General features: G+C 57.6%; 13 protein-coding genes. 6 read left to right on the forward strand and 7 right to left on the reverse strand.

Translation table 11 applies throughout. The features are described from left to right. The first annotated feature begins 7 nt into the window (after positions 1-7). The 6 genes from KGA98_RS14185 (at position 8) to KGA98_RS14210 (ending at position 7,586) form a co-directional block, all read left to right on the forward strand. On the forward strand, positions 8-910 hold the full coding sequence (locus tag KGA98_RS14185) for an SMP-30/gluconolactonase/LRE family protein (protein ID WP_154862918.1): 903 nt from the start codon (positions 8-10) through the stop codon (positions 908-910). Positions 911-953: 43 nt separating this feature from the next. Continuing rightward, positions 954-1,991 (forward strand): c-type cytochrome, encoded by a 1,038-nt coding sequence (locus KGA98_RS14190; RefSeq protein ID WP_095944651.1) that lies wholly within the window; start codon positions 954-956, stop codon positions 1,989-1,991. 217 nt (positions 1,992-2,208) lie between these two features. Continuing rightward, positions 2,209-3,480, forward strand: coding sequence for an OprD family porin (locus KGA98_RS14195; RefSeq protein ID WP_154862916.1), 1,272 nt, complete (start codon positions 2,209-2,211; stop codon positions 3,478-3,480). A 256-nt stretch (positions 3,481-3,736) separates the two neighbouring features. Beyond that, the gene (locus tag KGA98_RS14200) at positions 3,737-4,912 is read left to right on the forward strand and encodes an L-rhamnonate dehydratase (RefSeq protein ID WP_095944653.1); all 1,176 of its coding nucleotides are present in this window, start codon (positions 3,737-3,739) and stop codon (positions 4,910-4,912) included. A 52-nt stretch (positions 4,913-4,964) separates the two neighbouring features. Continuing rightward, entirely contained in the window at positions 4,965-5,960 is a 996-nt protein-coding gene (gene araD1 / locus KGA98_RS14205; protein WP_095944654.1) for an AraD1 family protein, read from the forward strand. Positions 5,961-6,002: 42 nt separating this feature from the next. Continuing rightward, on the forward strand, positions 6,003-7,586 hold the full coding sequence (locus KGA98_RS14210; protein WP_154947425.1) for an aldehyde dehydrogenase (NADP(+)): 1,584 nt from the start codon (positions 6,003-6,005) through the stop codon (positions 7,584-7,586). Positions 7,587-7,818: 232 nt separating this feature from the next. Here KGA98_RS14210 and KGA98_RS14215 read toward each other — a convergent pair whose 3' ends face one another. From KGA98_RS14215 to KGA98_RS14245, 7 genes are all read right to left on the reverse strand, one after another. After that, the gene (locus KGA98_RS14215; RefSeq protein ID WP_223502595.1) at positions 7,819-9,273 is read right to left on the reverse strand and encodes a tyrosine-type recombinase/integrase; all 1,455 of its coding nucleotides are present in this window, start codon (positions 9,271-9,273) and stop codon (positions 7,819-7,821) included. 373 nt (positions 9,274-9,646) lie between these two features. Beyond that, entirely contained in the window at positions 9,647-10,561 is a 915-nt protein-coding gene (locus tag KGA98_RS14220) for a transporter substrate-binding domain-containing protein (protein WP_223502637.1), read from the reverse strand. Positions 10,562-10,656: 95 nt separating this feature from the next. After that, positions 10,657-12,048, reverse strand: a complete 1,392-nt coding sequence (locus KGA98_RS14225) for an aldehyde dehydrogenase family protein (protein WP_223502596.1) — start codon at positions 12,046-12,048, stop codon at positions 10,657-10,659. 61 nt (positions 12,049-12,109) lie between these two features. Next, the gene (locus tag KGA98_RS14230; protein ID WP_223502597.1) at positions 12,110-12,925 is read right to left on the reverse strand and encodes an HpcH/HpaI aldolase/citrate lyase family protein; all 816 of its coding nucleotides are present in this window, start codon (positions 12,923-12,925) and stop codon (positions 12,110-12,112) included. Beyond that, positions 12,922-13,767: a MaoC family dehydratase N-terminal domain-containing protein gene (locus KGA98_RS14235; protein WP_223502598.1), complete on the reverse strand. Its 846-nt coding sequence runs from the start codon at positions 13,765-13,767 to the stop codon at positions 12,922-12,924. The genes KGA98_RS14230 and KGA98_RS14235 overlap by 4 nt, the downstream gene beginning before the upstream one ends. 25 nt (positions 13,768-13,792) lie before the next feature. Further along, entirely contained in the window at positions 13,793-14,737 is a 945-nt protein-coding gene (locus KGA98_RS14240) for an electron transfer flavoprotein subunit alpha/FixB family protein (protein WP_223502599.1), read from the reverse strand. A 15-nt stretch (positions 14,738-14,752) separates the two neighbouring features. Beyond that, a complete protein-coding gene (locus KGA98_RS14245; RefSeq protein ID WP_223502600.1) occupies positions 14,753-15,502 on the reverse strand; it encodes an electron transfer flavoprotein subunit beta/FixA family protein in 750 nt (249 codons plus the stop codon). Positions 15,503-15,539: the final 37 nt, after the last annotated feature.

Raw genomic sequence — 15,539 nt, forward strand, 5'->3', positions numbered from 1 at the left:
CCGAGCCATGAAAAACATCGAGATATTCGACCCAAGGCTGCAGCGCATCTTGAACCCGGACAGTCGCCTTGAGCAGCTTTGTACGGGGGCGGAGTGGGGCGAGGGCCCGGTGTGGATCGGCGAGCAAAGTTGCGTGGTCTGGAGCGATATTCCCAACAACCGCATGCTGCGCTGGTCGGCCGATGAGGGCCTTGGCGTGTTCCGTCAACCGGCGCATTTCAGCAACGGTAACTACCGCGGCTGTGACGGTCGGCTGGTCACTTGCGAGCACGGCCGTCGCTGCATTTCGCGCACCGAGAGCGACGGCCGGGTGGAGGTACTGGTCGACCGCTATCAAGGCGCCCGGCTCAATTCCCCGAATGATCTGGTGGTCAAGTCCGATGGCAGCATCTGGTTCAGCGACCCGGCCTACGGAATCATGAGTGATCGTGAAGGTTACCGGGCGGAGAGTGAGCAGGACGGTTGCCATGTGTATCGCTTCGATCCACTGAGCAATGAGCTGAGCAGGGTGGCCGATGACTTCGAGAAACCCAATGGCCTGGCGTTCTCACCTGACGAGACATTGCTCTACGTTTCGGACACCTCGGCGTCCCATGCCGCAGACGGTTGCCATCACATCCGTGTGTTCGATGTGCTCGACGGTCGGCGTCTGGTCAATGGCCGTTTTTTTGCTGTGATCGAACCAGGATTGCCCGATGGATTTCGCATCGATCAGCAAGGTTGGCTGTACGTCAGCTCGCAGGACAGCATCCAGGTCTATGCCCCCGACGGATGTCTGCTGGGCAAGATCCTGGTGCCGGAGAAAATCTCCAATTGCACCTTCGGGGGAGCTGAAGGTAACCGTCTGTTTATCACGGCATCCACCTCGCTCTATGCCATCACGCTGAACACGCGGGGATGCCAGAGTTGATGCGCCGCGTCCATGCCGAACGACAATAATAAGAGGACCAGCAATGTTCAGAAAATTTCTCATCTGTGCCCTTTGGCCAGGGCTGCTCTGCAGCCTGATAGGCGTGCCTTGCATGGCGGAGGAGCCTCCTGCCTTAATCCCTGGCAGCATGCCGGACAGCAAGCAGGCGGCTGCATTGTTCCAAAGCTTCGCATCGCGTCCAGTGCAACCCTGGACCGTCCCGCAAATGGAGACTATTCCACAGGGGGCCGAGGGCGAGCTGATTCGCTATGGCATGAAGTTGATGCAGCAAACCACTCAGTTGGCCGGACCGCTCGCGGAGGATCACAGCAAGCGTTATTCGCGTAACAACCTCAACTGCACCAACTGTCATGAGGCAGGACCTTCCGGATTGCCGGGCAGCAAACCCTACGCACTGCCGTTGGTTAATGCCGTCAACGAATATCCCAAGCTAGATCCGAAAAGCATGAAGGTCATTTCGCTGGAACAGCGGATTGCCGGAATGTTTGGTAAAGGCGAAGTCGAACTGACGCCACAGAAGCCGGAAATGCAGGCCATCGTTGCTTACCTGCGTTGGTTGGGTGGCCAAGGTAAGCCGGGCATAGCCGTGACGGGCACTGGTCTGTTGCCAATTAACATGCCCGATCGCGCTGCCGACCCTAAACAGGGGCAAGGACTGTTCGCCGCGCATTGCACCCAATGCCACGGCGTTAAGGGCGAGGGAATGCCAGCACAGGACTTTGCCAAAGGTGGCGGCTATCTGTTCCCGCCTATCGCCGGAGATGATACTTACGACGATGGTGGGCATATGTACATGGTGCCGCTGCTTACCCGCTTCATCTACGCCAACATGCCTTTTGGAAGTAGCGCTTCTGCGCCACAGCTGAAGATTGATGAGGCCTATGACATCGCGGCTTACATCAACAGTGAGTTGCCGCGTCGGCATAATCCCCAGCGGATCGGCCTATACCCCAATCCGACGTTCCGTCCGGCGGGATTTGCCATTCCAGAGCATTTCCCCGATGACCCTGAGGGCTATCGACGAGCGCGTTTCGGACCGTTTCCCCATGGTCCGCTGTGAAGATGGCCACCCAGTATCGAGCCATGAGTAATAGCCCGGCGATTGAGTCGGGCCATCCGAGCGGCTGATCGCTTTTACGCACCATGCAAGTGGCTGCGTGATTAACGGCCGACTTTGGCCGATCAACTTGCCTGACCCCTTCGGTGCATCACGTCATCGGGCCTCACCAGCCCGAAGGGGACGGCTTTGTCCAAAAAAAGATGGGAGCACAACAATAATGGCTGACTCCGTAACCGTAGCGACTGACTTTCCGAAACCAATCCTGACGAGCGTCGCCCTCGGCGTAGCGCTGGCTATCTGCGCGTCATCGACGCTGGCCGACGAACATGGTTTTGTCGAAGACGCCAAGGTCACTCTTGGAGTACGCAACTTTTACATGAATCGCAATTTCGTCGATCCGTCTTATCCGCAAAATAAGGCCGCCGAATGGACCCAAAGTTTCATCCTCGATGCACGCTCCGGCTTCACTCAGGGCACAGTCGGCTTCGGTGTGGATATGCTGGGTCTGGGGGCGTTCAAGCTCGACGGTGGTAAAGGCACAAGTGGTACCGGCCTGCTGCCTATCCATGACGACGGCCGTCCAGCCGATGATTACGGTCGCCTGGCTGTTGCCGGCAAGGTCAAATTGTCGAACACCGAGCTGAAGGTGGGTGAATGGCGCCCGGTGCTGCCGATCCTCAGAGCCGATGACGGCCGTTCATTACCGCAGACTTTTGAGGGGGCCCAGGTCACCTCCAAAGAGATCGCCGGCCTAACCCTCTATGGTGGCCAGTTCCGTGGCACCAGCCAGCGTAACGACGCGAGCATGGAAGACATGGGTGTCGATAAAGCGCTGTCGGATCGTTTCAATTTCGCTGGTGGGGAGTATCGCTTCAACCAGGAGCGCACTCAGATCGGCCTTTGGCATGCCGAGCTAGAAAACATCTACAACCAGCAGTTCGTCAACCTGGTGCATAGCCAGCCGATCGGAGACTGGACCTTGGGCGCCAACCTCGGCTATTTCCAGGACAACGATGACGGCAGCGAACTGGCCGGGAAAATCGACAACAAGGTCTACTCGGGCCTGTTCTCCGCCAAGATTGGCGGCAGTACGTTCTACGTTGGCCTGCAAAAACTCACCGGCGACGGCAAGTGGATGCGCGTCAACGGCACCAGCGGCGGCAGCCTAGGCAACGACAGCTTCAACGCCAGCTTCGACAATCCTCAGGAGCACTCTTGGCAAGTGCGCTATGACTACAACTTCGCCGCTATCGGGATCCCCGGTCTAACCCTGATGAACCGTTATATCAGCGGTGACAACGTACACGTCGGCGCTATCACCGACGGCCAGGAAAGCATACGAGATGCCGAGCTGGCCTATGTCGTGCAAAGCGGCGCCTTCAAGAATCTGTCGGTGACATGGCGCAACACCAGCTTGCGTCGCGACTTCAGCAACAACGAATTCGATGAGAACCGTTTGATCTTCAACTATCCGATCTCATTGCTCTGATTTGAAAAGGCGCTGTGCGTCCCTTTTTTCGAAAGAGCAGAGGGAGCGTACGCCAAGAGTTTTTCTTATCGATAACCCGAATTTGGGAGTTCATCAAAAAGGTATTTCTACAGGCTATCGCCGGATAAGCATAAGTGATTATTCAGGCCGGTACACCGCAGCTAAAGTCGGACCATCAAAAGAGCGCAACTTCGTCAGGGCGAACAGCCTGTACACGACTCAATTCAACTGAATTCACAGTGAAGGAACTGTATTCATGAAAATCAAAGCGATCCGTACCCGCGTTTTCGAGTGGAAAGGCAAAGTCGTTCCCCCTCAAGCGCACTTCTGCACTAACGCCAGTGACATCCTGTTCGAGCGTGGCGACGCCATGGGTTCGTTCCGCTTCCATGGCTGGCTGGTGGTGGAAGTCGAGACCGACACCGGTCTTGTCGGTATCGGTAACTGTGCCCTGGCACCCCGTGTCGCCAAGGAAATCATCGACACCTACCTGGCACCGATCGCCATTGGCGAAGATCCGTTCGACAACGAATACATCTGGCAGAAGATGTACCGTCAGAGCCACGCCTGGGGCCGCAAAGGCATTGGCATGGCGGCGATCTCGGCGATCGACATCGCCCTCTGGGACATCATGGGCAAAGCGGTCAACAAGCCGGTGTTCAAACTGCTCGGTGGCCGGACCAAGGAAAAGATCTGGACCTACGCTTCCAAGCTCTACGCCAACGACAACCTCGACCTGTTCCTCGAAGAAGCCCAAGGCTATCTGAACCAGGGTTTCACCGCACTGAAAATGCGTTTCGGCTACGGCCCGAAAGACGGCCCGGCGGGCATGCGCAAGAACATCGAGCAAGTGCGCGCCCTGCGTAACCTGGCCGGTCCGGATATCGACATCATGCTCGAGTGCTACATGGGCTGGACCCTGGAATACGCCCGTCGCATGTTGCCCAAACTCGCCGAGTTCGAACCGCGCTGGCTCGAAGAACCGGTGATTGCCGACGACATCGAGGGTTACATCGAGCTGAAAAAAATGGGGATCATGCCGATCTCCGGCGGTGAGCATGAGTTCACGTCGTACGGCTTCAAAGACCTGCTGGAACGCCGCGCTGTCGACGTGATCCAGTACGACACCAACCGCGTCGGCGGCATCACCGCAGCGCGCAAGATCAACGCCATGGCCGAAGCCTGGTCGGTGCCGGTGATTCCCCACGCCGGGCAGATGCACAACTATCACCTGACCATGTCCACCACGGCTTCGCCGATGGCCGAGTACTTCCCGGTGTTCGACGTCGAAGTCGGCAACGAACTCTTTTACTACGTGTTCAAGGGCGAGCCGCAACCGGTCAACGGCTACATCCAGCTCGATGACAACAAACCGGGTCTGGGCCTGGAAATCTCCGATGAGTACCTGAGTGACTTCAACATCATCGAGTGACCTTGAGGCGCCGTAAACGTACGGCGCCTTCCACGACTTTCTGGAGGCCGACATGCGCCTGATTCAATATGAAAACACTGCCGGTGAACGCCAGGTCGGCCTCGTCGACGGATCACAGGTCCAAGTGCTGAAAGGCACCCGCAGTACCCGTGAACTGGCGCTCGCAGCGATCCGCGCCCAGCGCAGCCTGCAAGAAGAAGTCGCTCAGCGTGGCACCGAGCCAGGCCCGGATTACGCGCAATTGTTGCAGCAGGGCAATGTCCTGCCGCCGCTGGACCACGAAGACCCGGCCCACTGCCTGATCAGCGGCACCGGCCTGACCCATTTGGGCAGCGCTTCTGCGCGGGACAAAATGCACCAGCAGGACGGCGCAGTTGAAGCCGGCATGACCGACACCATGCGCATCTTCAAGTGGGGCCTGGAGGGCGGCAAGCCAGCGGCCGGCCAGGTCGGCGCGCAGCCGGAATGGTTCTACAAGGGTGACGGCAGCATCGTTGTGCGCCCCGGCGCAGACTTTCCGGTGCCGCCGTTTGCCGAAGACGCCGGTGAAGAACCGGAGCTCACCGGCCTCTATGTAATCGGCGACGACGGTCAGCCGTATCGCGTCGGTTATGCCTTGGGCAACGAGTTCTCCGATCATGTGATGGAGCGGCGCAATTATTTGTACCTCGCCCATTCGAAACTGCGCTTCTGCGCCTATGGTCCGGAACTGCGTGTTGGTGAATTGCCTAGGCATCTGGCGGGCACCAGCCGCATCAAGCGCAACGGCGAAACGATCTGGGAAAAAGAGTTTCTCAGCGGCGAAGACAACATGTGCCACAGCCTCGCCAACCTCGAATTCCATCACTTCAAGTACACGCAGTTTTTGCGGCCCGGAGATGTTCATGTGCATTACTTCGGCACCGCCACGCTGTCGTTTGCCGACGGCGTGAAAACCCAACCGGGCGATCGTTTCCAGATCAGCCTCGATGAGTTCGGCGCGCCGTTGGAAAACGGTATCGGCGAAAGTGCCCCGCCATTGGCCACCGGTCAGGTGCGTGCGCTTTAAGTCTTTAATTACCGGCACTGTCGGCCGGTCAAGGAATCACTCATGACTTCGCTACTTGGACACAACTACATCGATAGTCGCCGTAGCGCCGAAGGTAAGTTGCAACTGCAAAGCCTCGACGCGACCACCGGTGAGCCGTTGCCTGGCACCTTCTTCCAGGCGACTGAAGCCGAAGTGGATGCCGCCGCCAGTGCCGCAGCTGCCGCATACCCGATCTACCGCAACCTGAGCGCGGAAAAACGTGCGACATTCCTCGACGCCATTGCCGATGAAATCGATGCTTTGAGCGATGACTTCGTCGCCACCGTGTGCCGCGAAACCGCACTGCCGGCCGGGCGCATCCAGGGCGAGCGTGCACGCACCAGCGGGCAGATGCGTTTGTTCGCCAAGGTCCTGCGGCGCGGCGATTTCTACGGTGCGCGTATCGATCGGGCGCTGCCGGATCGCCAGCCGTTGCCACGTCCGGACCTGCGTCAGTACCGCATCGCGTTAGGACCCGTCGCCGTGTTCGGCGCCAGTAACTTTCCGTTGGCGTTTTCAACCGCCGGTGGCGATACCGCTTCAGCGCTGGCCGCCGGTTGCCCGGTGGTGTTCAAGGCCCACAGCGGGCATATGGCGACGGCCGAGTGGGTGGCAGACGCCATCCTCCGCGCCGCCGAGCGTACCGAGATGCCGGCCGGCGTGTTCAACATGATTTATGGCGGTGGCGTCGGTGAATGGCTGGTCAAGCACCCGGCGATTCAGGCCGTGGGCTTCACCGGTTCACTCAAGGGCGGCAATGCCCTGAGCCACATGGCCGCGACCCGGCCGCAGCCGATCCCGGTGTTTGCCGAGATGTCGAGCATCAACCCGGTGTTCCTGCTGCCCGAAGCGCTCGCGGTGCGTGGTGAGCAGATTGCTGCGCAATTGGCCGCATCGGTGACGCTGGGTTGTGGGCAGTTTTGCACCAATCCAGGGTTGGTCATTGGCCTGCGCTCGCCGCAGTTCAGCCTGTTTCTGGAAAGCTTTTGCGCCAGCATGAACCAGCAACCGGCGCAAACCATGCTCAATGCCGGCGCGCTCGTCAGCTACAGCAAAGGTCTGGGCGAGCTGTACGAGCATCCGGGATTGACGCATCTGGCGGGCAAACCGCAACAGGGCAATCAGGCTCAACCGCAAGTGTTCAAGGCTGATGTCAGCCTGTTGCTCACGGGCGATGAACTGCTTCAGGAAGAAGTCTTCGGGCCAACCACCATCGTCATCGAGGTCGAGGACCGGGCGCAGTTGGCGGCGGCGTTGCAGGGCCTGCGCGGGCAATTGACGGCGACGCTGATTGGCGAGGCGGACGAATTGCTGGAGTACCGCTGGCTGGCTGAATTGCTGCAAGAGAAGGTCGGGCGGATCTTGCTCAACGGCTATCCGACGGGGGTCGAAGTTTGCGAGGCGATGGTGCATGGCGGGCCGTACCCGGCGACGTCGGACTCGCGCGGGACGTCTGTCGGTACGCTGGCAATTGATCGTTTCCTGCGGCCGGTGTGCTTCCAGAATTACCCGGATGCGTTGTTGCCCGAGGCGTTGCAGAACGCCAATCCGTTGGGGATTCAGCGCTTAGTAGATGGTGTGAGTACGCGAGAGTCACTGGACTAAGCAATATGAGCAGTGGTCAGGACGGCTGATAGAACATTTCTTTCGGAGGGGCATCCAACTCTTACTTCTGATGCTCCTCCTTTTTTATTTTTTCCTACTGAATTGTGATTATGAAATCGGGTTGGACTTACACTCTGCCTATTTCTACCGCTCGGCTCTTACACACGGTTGCTGGATCTGGGCTCAGTCGCTCTGATTTTTCTAGCGATCCACGATTACCATCCAGAGTTTCTTAAACAATACGCGCGCGTATATGGACTCCTCTTCGTTGAAAAGACAACATCGACTCGTTTGGCGTGTGCTCGTAGGTCGAGGACAGCACCGCACTGAGTCGATCGCCCAACAGGCTCCAGGCACACTTCTTCTCTTCGGCATAGTCGTGATGCAGGTAATGGCGCCTCACCCGCGAGCCGGCCAGCACATGGTTTTGGCAGCGGTCGATGACGTCCAGGCTGACCCCCAAAGCTTGCATCATGGTCGCGCCCGTGCGGCGCAGGTCATGCGGCGTCCAGTCGCCGTTTTGGCCGTCGGCAAGGACCAGGGTGTCGTCGTGACGCCGTCTTGACAGCGCCTTGCGGTTTTTGAACCGAGCCTGGCGATCGCCGACCTGTTTACTCGCCACTTTCACGTCCACATGCCCATCATCCTGCTTGTTCGGAAAGCACCACTGGGAGTCTCCTGTCAGAGTCTTGAGTTCCTGAAAGAAATGCAGGGCGAAAGGGGAGAGGAAGACATGGTGGTCCTGTTTTTTGCCTCGAGAGCCTTTGACGTTTTCACTGGGGAGGAACCACGTCTGCCGCTCCAGATCGACATTTTTCCATTCGGCCTGGAGCAACTCGCCAATCCGGCACAGCGTGCCCAGGCTGATCCAGAGCGCGAGCTGCGTTTCCTTCTTTAGTGGACGAATGCCCTCATATTTTTGCCCGGCGGGGAGGGCGTCGTAATCGGCGGTCATTTGCTGGAAGCGGTTATGCAGTTCCAACAGCTCAGCTGGCGAAAGGATCCGGCTTCTTTCTGCCTCGTAGTCGGCAGGGATCAGAGGGGAGATGTCGACCAGTTCCGTCGGGTCGCCCTCGACCAGTAACGCCCGCCAGGGCTGGCGCTTTCTGGCCCAGCTGAACATCTGGGTGAGGTCGGCGAAGAAACTGATGGCTTGTCGGTGAGCGCCGCGGCTAACGACTGCCCGGATCAATGCCCGAACATCGTGCTCGGACACACGGCTCACCGGTGTCTTGCCGAGTGCCGGCAAAAGGTCCTTGTTAAAACGTCGTTGCAACTCGGCATTGCCGTCTTTGCGCGCGACGCCATCCAGCAGCCAGGCCTTGACCAGATCCTGGACGGTCAGCGTTTGCACCTTCGTCGCTTTTACTTGTTCGGCCTCTACGTTAGCCGCGGCGTATGCCTGTGCCTTGGCGGTTTTCTTTTGCTCGTTGGGATTGATCTGGTCATCAATGAGCGCCCTGGCCTGGTTACGCGCCTTGCGGATGTCCGTCAGGGATTTGCGCGGCCAGGTTCCGCAGGCGTACTCTTTGTTCTGGTCGCCCCAGCGATAACGATAGAAAAAGCTGACCGACACACCGTCCTTGCGGACTGAGATTCGACCGGCGAGATTGCCATCCTCCCTGAGGATCCGGCCGGCGTCATTGGCGGTCAGCGACTCGAGTTCTTTGATGGTAATTTTGGCCATGAAATGGACTCCCCCTACTTTTACCCCCACAAAAACGTCGGCTCTTGATGGAAGTTACTGGACTCTCGTAGAGCAGAACATCGCTGGAGCTCAAGTAAATACTAGCTTGGAAAAATCCAGAGTAAAATTTTGGAGTCTTTCAAGAAGTATGAAAAAGGAGATGGGGTGCTAGGGGTCGAGTGTTCGAATCACTCCGTCCCGACCATATAATTCAAGGGGTTGCGAGATTTTATCTCGCGACCCCTTTTTATTTTTAGGCGTTTTTACCCCCACAAAACGACTGGCTCTAGGTGGAATCTTCAGCTAATACCAAGGTCATGGCGCAAGAAGACAACCTCGCTGTGTCTTGGTCGCTCGAGCAGAAGGGGGCGACCTAAAGAGCCTTATCTGGCGCCGGTTGGTCATTGGGGTGGGCGATGATTGTTTTGAGCTCTGTGCTCATGGGGAATTTGAGATTCAAGCCTTTGGGAGGGATGGGCTGAGTAAACCATTTATCGTAGATGGCGTTGATTTCTCCGGAGACGAAAAGTGACTTGATCGAGTCATCCACGATTTTTTTGAGATCCGGATCACCCCGACGCATTGTGCAACCATAGATTTCGTTGGATTGCGGGGTGCCGGTCACCACCCAATCTTCCGGGTTTTTAGCTTTGGCCATCTCGCCTGCCAGCAATGCGTCATCTTGCATAAAAGCAATGGCACGACCGGATTCGAGCATTTGGTAAGACTCGCCAATGTCTTTGGCAGAGATCACGTTCATATCCATCTTTTTATCGGCGTTCATGACCTTGAGCATCCGCTCGGCAGTGCTGCCAGCAGTGGTCACGACGTTCTTACCATTGAGATGGTCAAAGTCTTTGTAGATCGAATCCTTCCGGACCAACAGTCGAGTGCTGGCTTCGAAGATGCCGACTGAAAATTCGACTTGCTGCGCCCTCTCTGCGGTATTGGTAGTAGAACCGCACTCCAAATCGACAGTACCGTTTTGCACAAGCGGGATGCGCGTTTGTGACGTCACCAGGTTGTACCGCACGTTCAGCTCGGGCATCTCAAGTTCTTGCTTGATAGCGTCGACAATTTTCAACTGGATGTCATGTGAGTAACCAACTGGTTTTCCGGAAGCGTCGGTGATGTAGGAGAATGGAATTGAAGAGTCTCGGTGGCCCAGGGTTATGGTCCCCGAGTTCTTGATTTTTTTTAGTGTACTGGTGAGTTCGGCAGCCATCACTGGCGTGAAGGTTAGCGCCGCAGTCAGAGTAACGCCCAGCATTGCAGGGAAGACTCGCATCAAAAGCTCCTCATAAGGGTGAGGCGAGTCTTTTTCTGACTCGCCCATCTTTGGCTCAGCGGACGTGCTCGCTGGGCTTGGCGACTTGCTTATTGTTAGTGACGGTCCAGCCAGACGGTCTGTGCATTACAGAACTCGCGCACACCGAAATGCGACAATTCACGGCCAAACCCACTTTTCTTTACGCCGCCGAAAGTGACCCGCGGGTCGGTTGCGCAATAGCCATTGATAAACACGCCTCCGGTTTCCAGTTCGCCCGCCAGCTTCTGGGCCAGTTCGACATTGCGTGTGTAGATGGTCGAGGCGAGTCCGAATTCACTGTCATTGGCCAGTTCCAGTGCATGTGCGGCGTCCCGCGCAGTGATGATCGATGCTACGGGTCCAAACAATTCCTGTTTGAATGAGGTCATCTGGTCGGTGACATCACCAAATACCGTGGGCTCGTAGTAGTTGCCAGGCCCTTCAGCCTTTCTGCCGCCCAACAACAAGGTCGCGCCTTCTTCCAGGGTGTCCCGGACCTGACGATCCAGTTCATCGCGCAAATCAAAGCGGGCCATGGGCCCTATGTAAGTGTCTGTGGCCAGTGGATCGCCAACGACCAACTTGCAGGTGGACTCGACAAACTTGCGGGTAAACTCCTCGACAATGCCTTGCTCGACAATCAGACGTTTGGCCGCCGCGCAGACTTGTCCAGTGTTTTGGTAGCGGCCAATCACAGCGGCTTTGACTGCTTCGTCTAGGTCTGCATCGTTGAGCACTATGAAGGGATCTGAGCCACCCAGTTCCAGCACGCACTTCTTCAAGGCTGCACCAGCCTGCGCCCCAATAGCCATGCCAGCTCGAACACTGCCAGTGAGCGTCACTGCTGCGATGCGAGGATCTGCTATCGCAGTTGAGACACCGTCGGGCGTGACATTGATGACTTCGAACACACCTTCAGCAAAGCCGGCGCGTTTGAACGCGTCTTGCAGCAGATAGGCACATCCCATCACGTTCGGCGCGTGTTTGAGGACGTAGGTATTGCCGGCAATCAACGCCGGAACGGCGCCGCGCAACACCTGCCAGATGGGAAAGTTCCACGGCATCACGGCGAGAATCGGACCCAGTGGACGATATTCAATTCGTGCCTTTCCGCCCTCAACCTGAGTGGGTTCGGCGGTCAGCATGGCGGGGCCGTGCTCGGCGTACCACTCACAGAGTTGCGCACACTTTTCAATCTCACCGCGCGCCTGAGTGTTGGGTTTGCCCATCTCTTGAGTGATCATCTTCGCCATCGCTTCTGCGTTGTCGCGCAATGCCCTTGCCAAAGCGATCAGTGCTTGCGAACGCATTTCGACGGGTTGGCTACGCCAGGTGGAAAACCCCTTATTAGCACGTGACAGTGATGCCTCCAGTTCCGATGCGGATTGGAAGGGGTAGTGGCCGATCTGCTCACCATTGGCGGGATTGATTGAAATGGCATGGGTGGGGCTGGAAACGTTAGTCATGACACCGTCCTTTAGGATGGGAATGGATTCATAGCTTCTAAGCAACGGCGCCGGTGTTGAATCAGATCGCGCGAGCCAAAATGGATTGCGCGCGACCAATGACCGGCGCATCGACCATTTGCCCATCCAGCACGAAAACGCCTTCACCTGAACGAGCGGCTTCGATAATGCGTTGCGCCCAGTGCAATTCTTCTTGGCTTGGTTTTAGCGCCTGATGAATGATCGCGACTTGGGTTGGATGGATACACAGCGCGCCACCAAAGCCCATGTCGCGTGCAAAATGAACAGCACGTAGCAGCCCTGCGGTGTCCTGGATCGACGGAAATACCCCATCCAACGCTGGAGCGAGCGCGGCAACCCGGGTGGCGAGCAAAACGGCGTAGCGCGCATGGCTAAGGATTTCTTCAGCGGCGGGGCTGCCAGTAGTCAGGTTCAGGTCCAGACCCAGATCCAGACTACCGAACGACAACCGCTCAACGCCTTGAGTGCCGGCAATTTCGTTGAGTGCTGACAAGCCCTTCGCGCTCTCGATGATTGGCCAAATCGGTTTTTCGGTACCGGCAGCTGTGGTGACCTGTTTCGCGCTTTCTGCTTTGGGCAGCAGAATTCCGATCACGCCGGCGTGGCGCCGGCAAAGGTCCAGATCCGCAACATGAGCCCAGTGATCCGGGGCATTCACACGGACCAGAATCCGTGCATCCGGGGCTTCGCTCAGGAACGCGTCGAGATTATCCCTCGCCTGCTCCTTGAGGTTTTCTTGCACGGCATCTTCCAAGTCAACGATGACCCGATCCGCCCCGGTGGCAATAGCTTTTGAGATGCGCTCTGGTCGAGTGGCCGGCACAAACAGGGCGGAGCGAACAATTGATTTGCTCATGGCGTTGCTCCATTGCTGAACTCGATCTCTCCGATCTGTGCTGTGCCGTCCTGATTGCCAGCCCAGACCTGTGCCTTGCCGTTTTCGATTAGACGTCCGCCCACCTCGAAAGGCTGAGGCGAAATCAGAGGTCGTACTCCGCGGAATGTGAAGCGCTCCAGGCGCGCAGTTGGATGCGCTTTGGTAAAGGCACGCAAATTCAACGTGGCGATCAATGGACCATGTACCACCAGCCCCGGATAACCTTCGGTCTCTGTCACATACGGCCAGTCATAGTGAATACGATGACCATTGAAGGTCACTGCGGAATAGCGAAACAGCAGGGTTGGGGAAGGCTCGATCCGTTCCTGCCATTGGCCTTCAGGTAACGTTTCGGTGCCGTGCAGTTTGGGCGGGGTAGGTTCGCGGTAAACAATGTCCTGTTCATCTTGCAGGGCAAGTTTGCCGTCCTGGAAAAACTCATGACGTACCGTGACGAACAGCAAGGAACCCGTGCGACCGTGCTTCTCCTCGACGTTGAGGATGGTCGATACACAAGTCACTTCAGCCTCCACTTTTAACGGCTGGTAAAACTCAAGTCGGCTGCCCGCCCACATGCGATTGCGGTTATGGGCCGGCGGCAAAAAGCCCCCAAGCGCTGGGTGGCCATCCGGCCCCAGTTCGCTGGCACCAACCGGCTCCTGAAAAAATGCCCAGTGCCACAGGGGCGGCAGCGGCTCACCGGGTTGTGGAGCCGACTCGCCGAATGTCGCGGCAATGCGTCTGACCAGAGTGAAACTGATCCGGTCCTGGCTTTCCTGACGTCGTCCAATCCAGGCGGAAAAATCGGAACTGCTGCTCATATTCTTTGCTCCAGTCGGTCAGTGATCAGGCCAGGGCAGCCATTTCTGGAATCGCTTCAAAAAGATCCGCCACCAGGCCGTAATCGGCCACCTGGAAGATCGGCGCTTCTTCGTCCTTGTTGATCGCCACGATCACTTTGGAGTCTTTCATGCCGGCCAGGTGCTGGATCGCGCCGGAGATACCGACCGCGATGTACAGCTGTGGAGCAACGATCTTGCCGGTCTGACCGACCTGCATGTCGTTGGGTACGAAACCTGCGTCGACCGCGGCGCGGGAAGCACCAACAGCAGCGCCCAGCTTGTCGGCCAGGGCGTACAGGTGTTTGAAGTTGTCGCCGTTCTGCATGCCGCGCCCGCCCGAAACGACGATCTTTGCAGCGGTCAGTTCCGGACGATCGGACTTGGCCAGTTCTTCACCCACGAAGCTCGAGGTGCCAGCGTTGTGCGCAGCAGCCACCGCTTCAACGGCAGCCGAACCACCTTCAGCAGCCACCGGGTCGAAACCGGTGGCACGCACAGTGATCACTTTCACCGCAGCGTTCGACTGAACGGTAGCGATGGCGTTACCGGCGTAGATCGGGCGCTTGAAGGTATCGGCGCTTTCGACCGAGATGATCTCGGAGATCTGGTCAACGTCCAGCTGAGCGGCAACGCGCGGCAGGATGTTTTTGCCGTTGGAGGTCGCGGCAGCCAGGATGTGACTGTAGCCAGCGCCCCGGCCTTCATGGGCAAGAGAAGCCACCAGCGGCGCTACGTTTTCCGGCAACTGGTGAGCGTAGGCGGCGTTGTCGGCCACCAGCACTTTAGCCACGCCAGCAATTTTCGCAGCGGCTTCAGCCACGGCGCCAGCGCCCTGGCCTGCAACCAGAACGTGGATGTCACCACCGATTTTGGCAGCAGCAGCAACAGTGTTCAGCGTGGCCGGGGCCAGTACTTTGTTGTCGTGTTCAGCAATAACCAAGATAGTCATTTCAGGCTCCTTAACTCAAAGTACCTTCGCTTCGTTTTTCAGTTTCTCGACCAGTTCAGCCACCGACTTGACCCTGATACCCGCGCTGCGTGCAGCAGGCGCTTCGACTTTGACGGTCTTGTTGGTGGAGGCGGTGGAAACGCCCAAAGCGTCCGGAGTCAGCACTTCGAGAGGCTTCTTCTTGGCTTTCATGATGTTTGGCAGAGACGCGTAGCGTGGCTCGTTCAAACGCAGGTCGGTGGTGACGATGGCCGGCAGTTTCAGGGAAACCGTCTGCGCGCCGCCGTCGATTTCGCGGGTGACAGCAACGCTGTCGCCGCTGATTTCGACTTTCGAAGCGAACGTGCCCTGACCGTAGCCGCTCAATGCAGCGAGCATCTGGCCAGTCTGGTTGTTGTCGCTGTCGATGGCTTGTTTGCCAAGGATCACCAGCTGTGGCTGTTCCTTGTCGACAACAGCTTTCAACAGTTTGGCAACAGCCAGGGAAGTCAGATCTTCGGCGGATTCGACGAGGATGGCGCGATCGGCACCCAGAGCCAGCGCGGTGCGCAGTTGCTCTTGAGCGGTGGTCGGGCCGATGGAGACGACGACGATTTCAGTCGCAACACCTTTCTCTTTCAGGCGTACGGCTTCTTCCACTGCGATCTCGCAGAACGGGTTCATCGACATCTTGACGTTGGCAAGATCGACGCCGGAATTGTCCGCCTTGACGCGGACCTTGACGTTGTAATCCACAACGCGTTTCACAGCTACCAGGATTTTCATTGGGTAGTGTTCTCTCAAAAACTTTGATCGTTGCAGG

Origin of the sequence: Pseudomonas sp. BF-R-24 (assembly GCF_019947335.1) — a bacterium.
Taxonomy (GTDB): domain Bacteria; phylum Pseudomonadota; class Gammaproteobacteria; order Pseudomonadales; family Pseudomonadaceae; genus Aquipseudomonas; species Aquipseudomonas jessenii.

Coding starts and splice junctions, on each gene's coding strand:
- KGA98_RS14220 (WP_223502637.1), bottom strand. CDS start 10,561: ATGCGAGTCTTCCCTGCAATGCTGGGCGTTACTCTGACTGCGGCGCTA.
- KGA98_RS14240 (WP_223502599.1), bottom strand. CDS start 14,737: ATGACTATCTTGGTTATTGCTGAACACGACAACAAAGTACTGGCCCCG.
- KGA98_RS14235 (WP_223502598.1), bottom strand. CDS start 13,767: ATGAGCAGCAGTTCCGATTTTTCCGCCTGGATTGGACGACGTCAGGAA.
- araD1 (WP_095944654.1), top strand. CDS start 4,965: ATGCGCCTGATTCAATATGAAAACACTGCCGGTGAACGCCAGGTCGGC.
- KGA98_RS14195 (WP_154862916.1), top strand. CDS start 2,209: ATGGCTGACTCCGTAACCGTAGCGACTGACTTTCCGAAACCAATCCTG.
- KGA98_RS14225 (WP_223502596.1), bottom strand. CDS start 12,048: ATGACTAACGTTTCCAGCCCCACCCATGCCATTTCAATCAATCCCGCC.
- KGA98_RS14185 (WP_154862918.1), top strand. CDS start 8: ATGAAAAACATCGAGATATTCGACCCAAGGCTGCAGCGCATCTTGAAC.
- KGA98_RS14190 (WP_095944651.1), top strand. CDS start 954: ATGTTCAGAAAATTTCTCATCTGTGCCCTTTGGCCAGGGCTGCTCTGC.
- KGA98_RS14200 (WP_095944653.1), top strand. CDS start 3,737: ATGAAAATCAAAGCGATCCGTACCCGCGTTTTCGAGTGGAAAGGCAAA.
- KGA98_RS14245 (WP_223502600.1), bottom strand. CDS start 15,502: ATGAAAATCCTGGTAGCTGTGAAACGCGTTGTGGATTACAACGTCAAG.
- KGA98_RS14230 (WP_223502597.1), bottom strand. CDS start 12,925: ATGAGCAAATCAATTGTTCGCTCCGCCCTGTTTGTGCCGGCCACTCGA.
- KGA98_RS14215 (WP_223502595.1), bottom strand. CDS start 9,273: ATGGCCAAAATTACCATCAAAGAACTCGAGTCGCTGACCGCCAATGAC.
- KGA98_RS14210 (WP_154947425.1), top strand. CDS start 6,003: ATGACTTCGCTACTTGGACACAACTACATCGATAGTCGCCGTAGCGCC.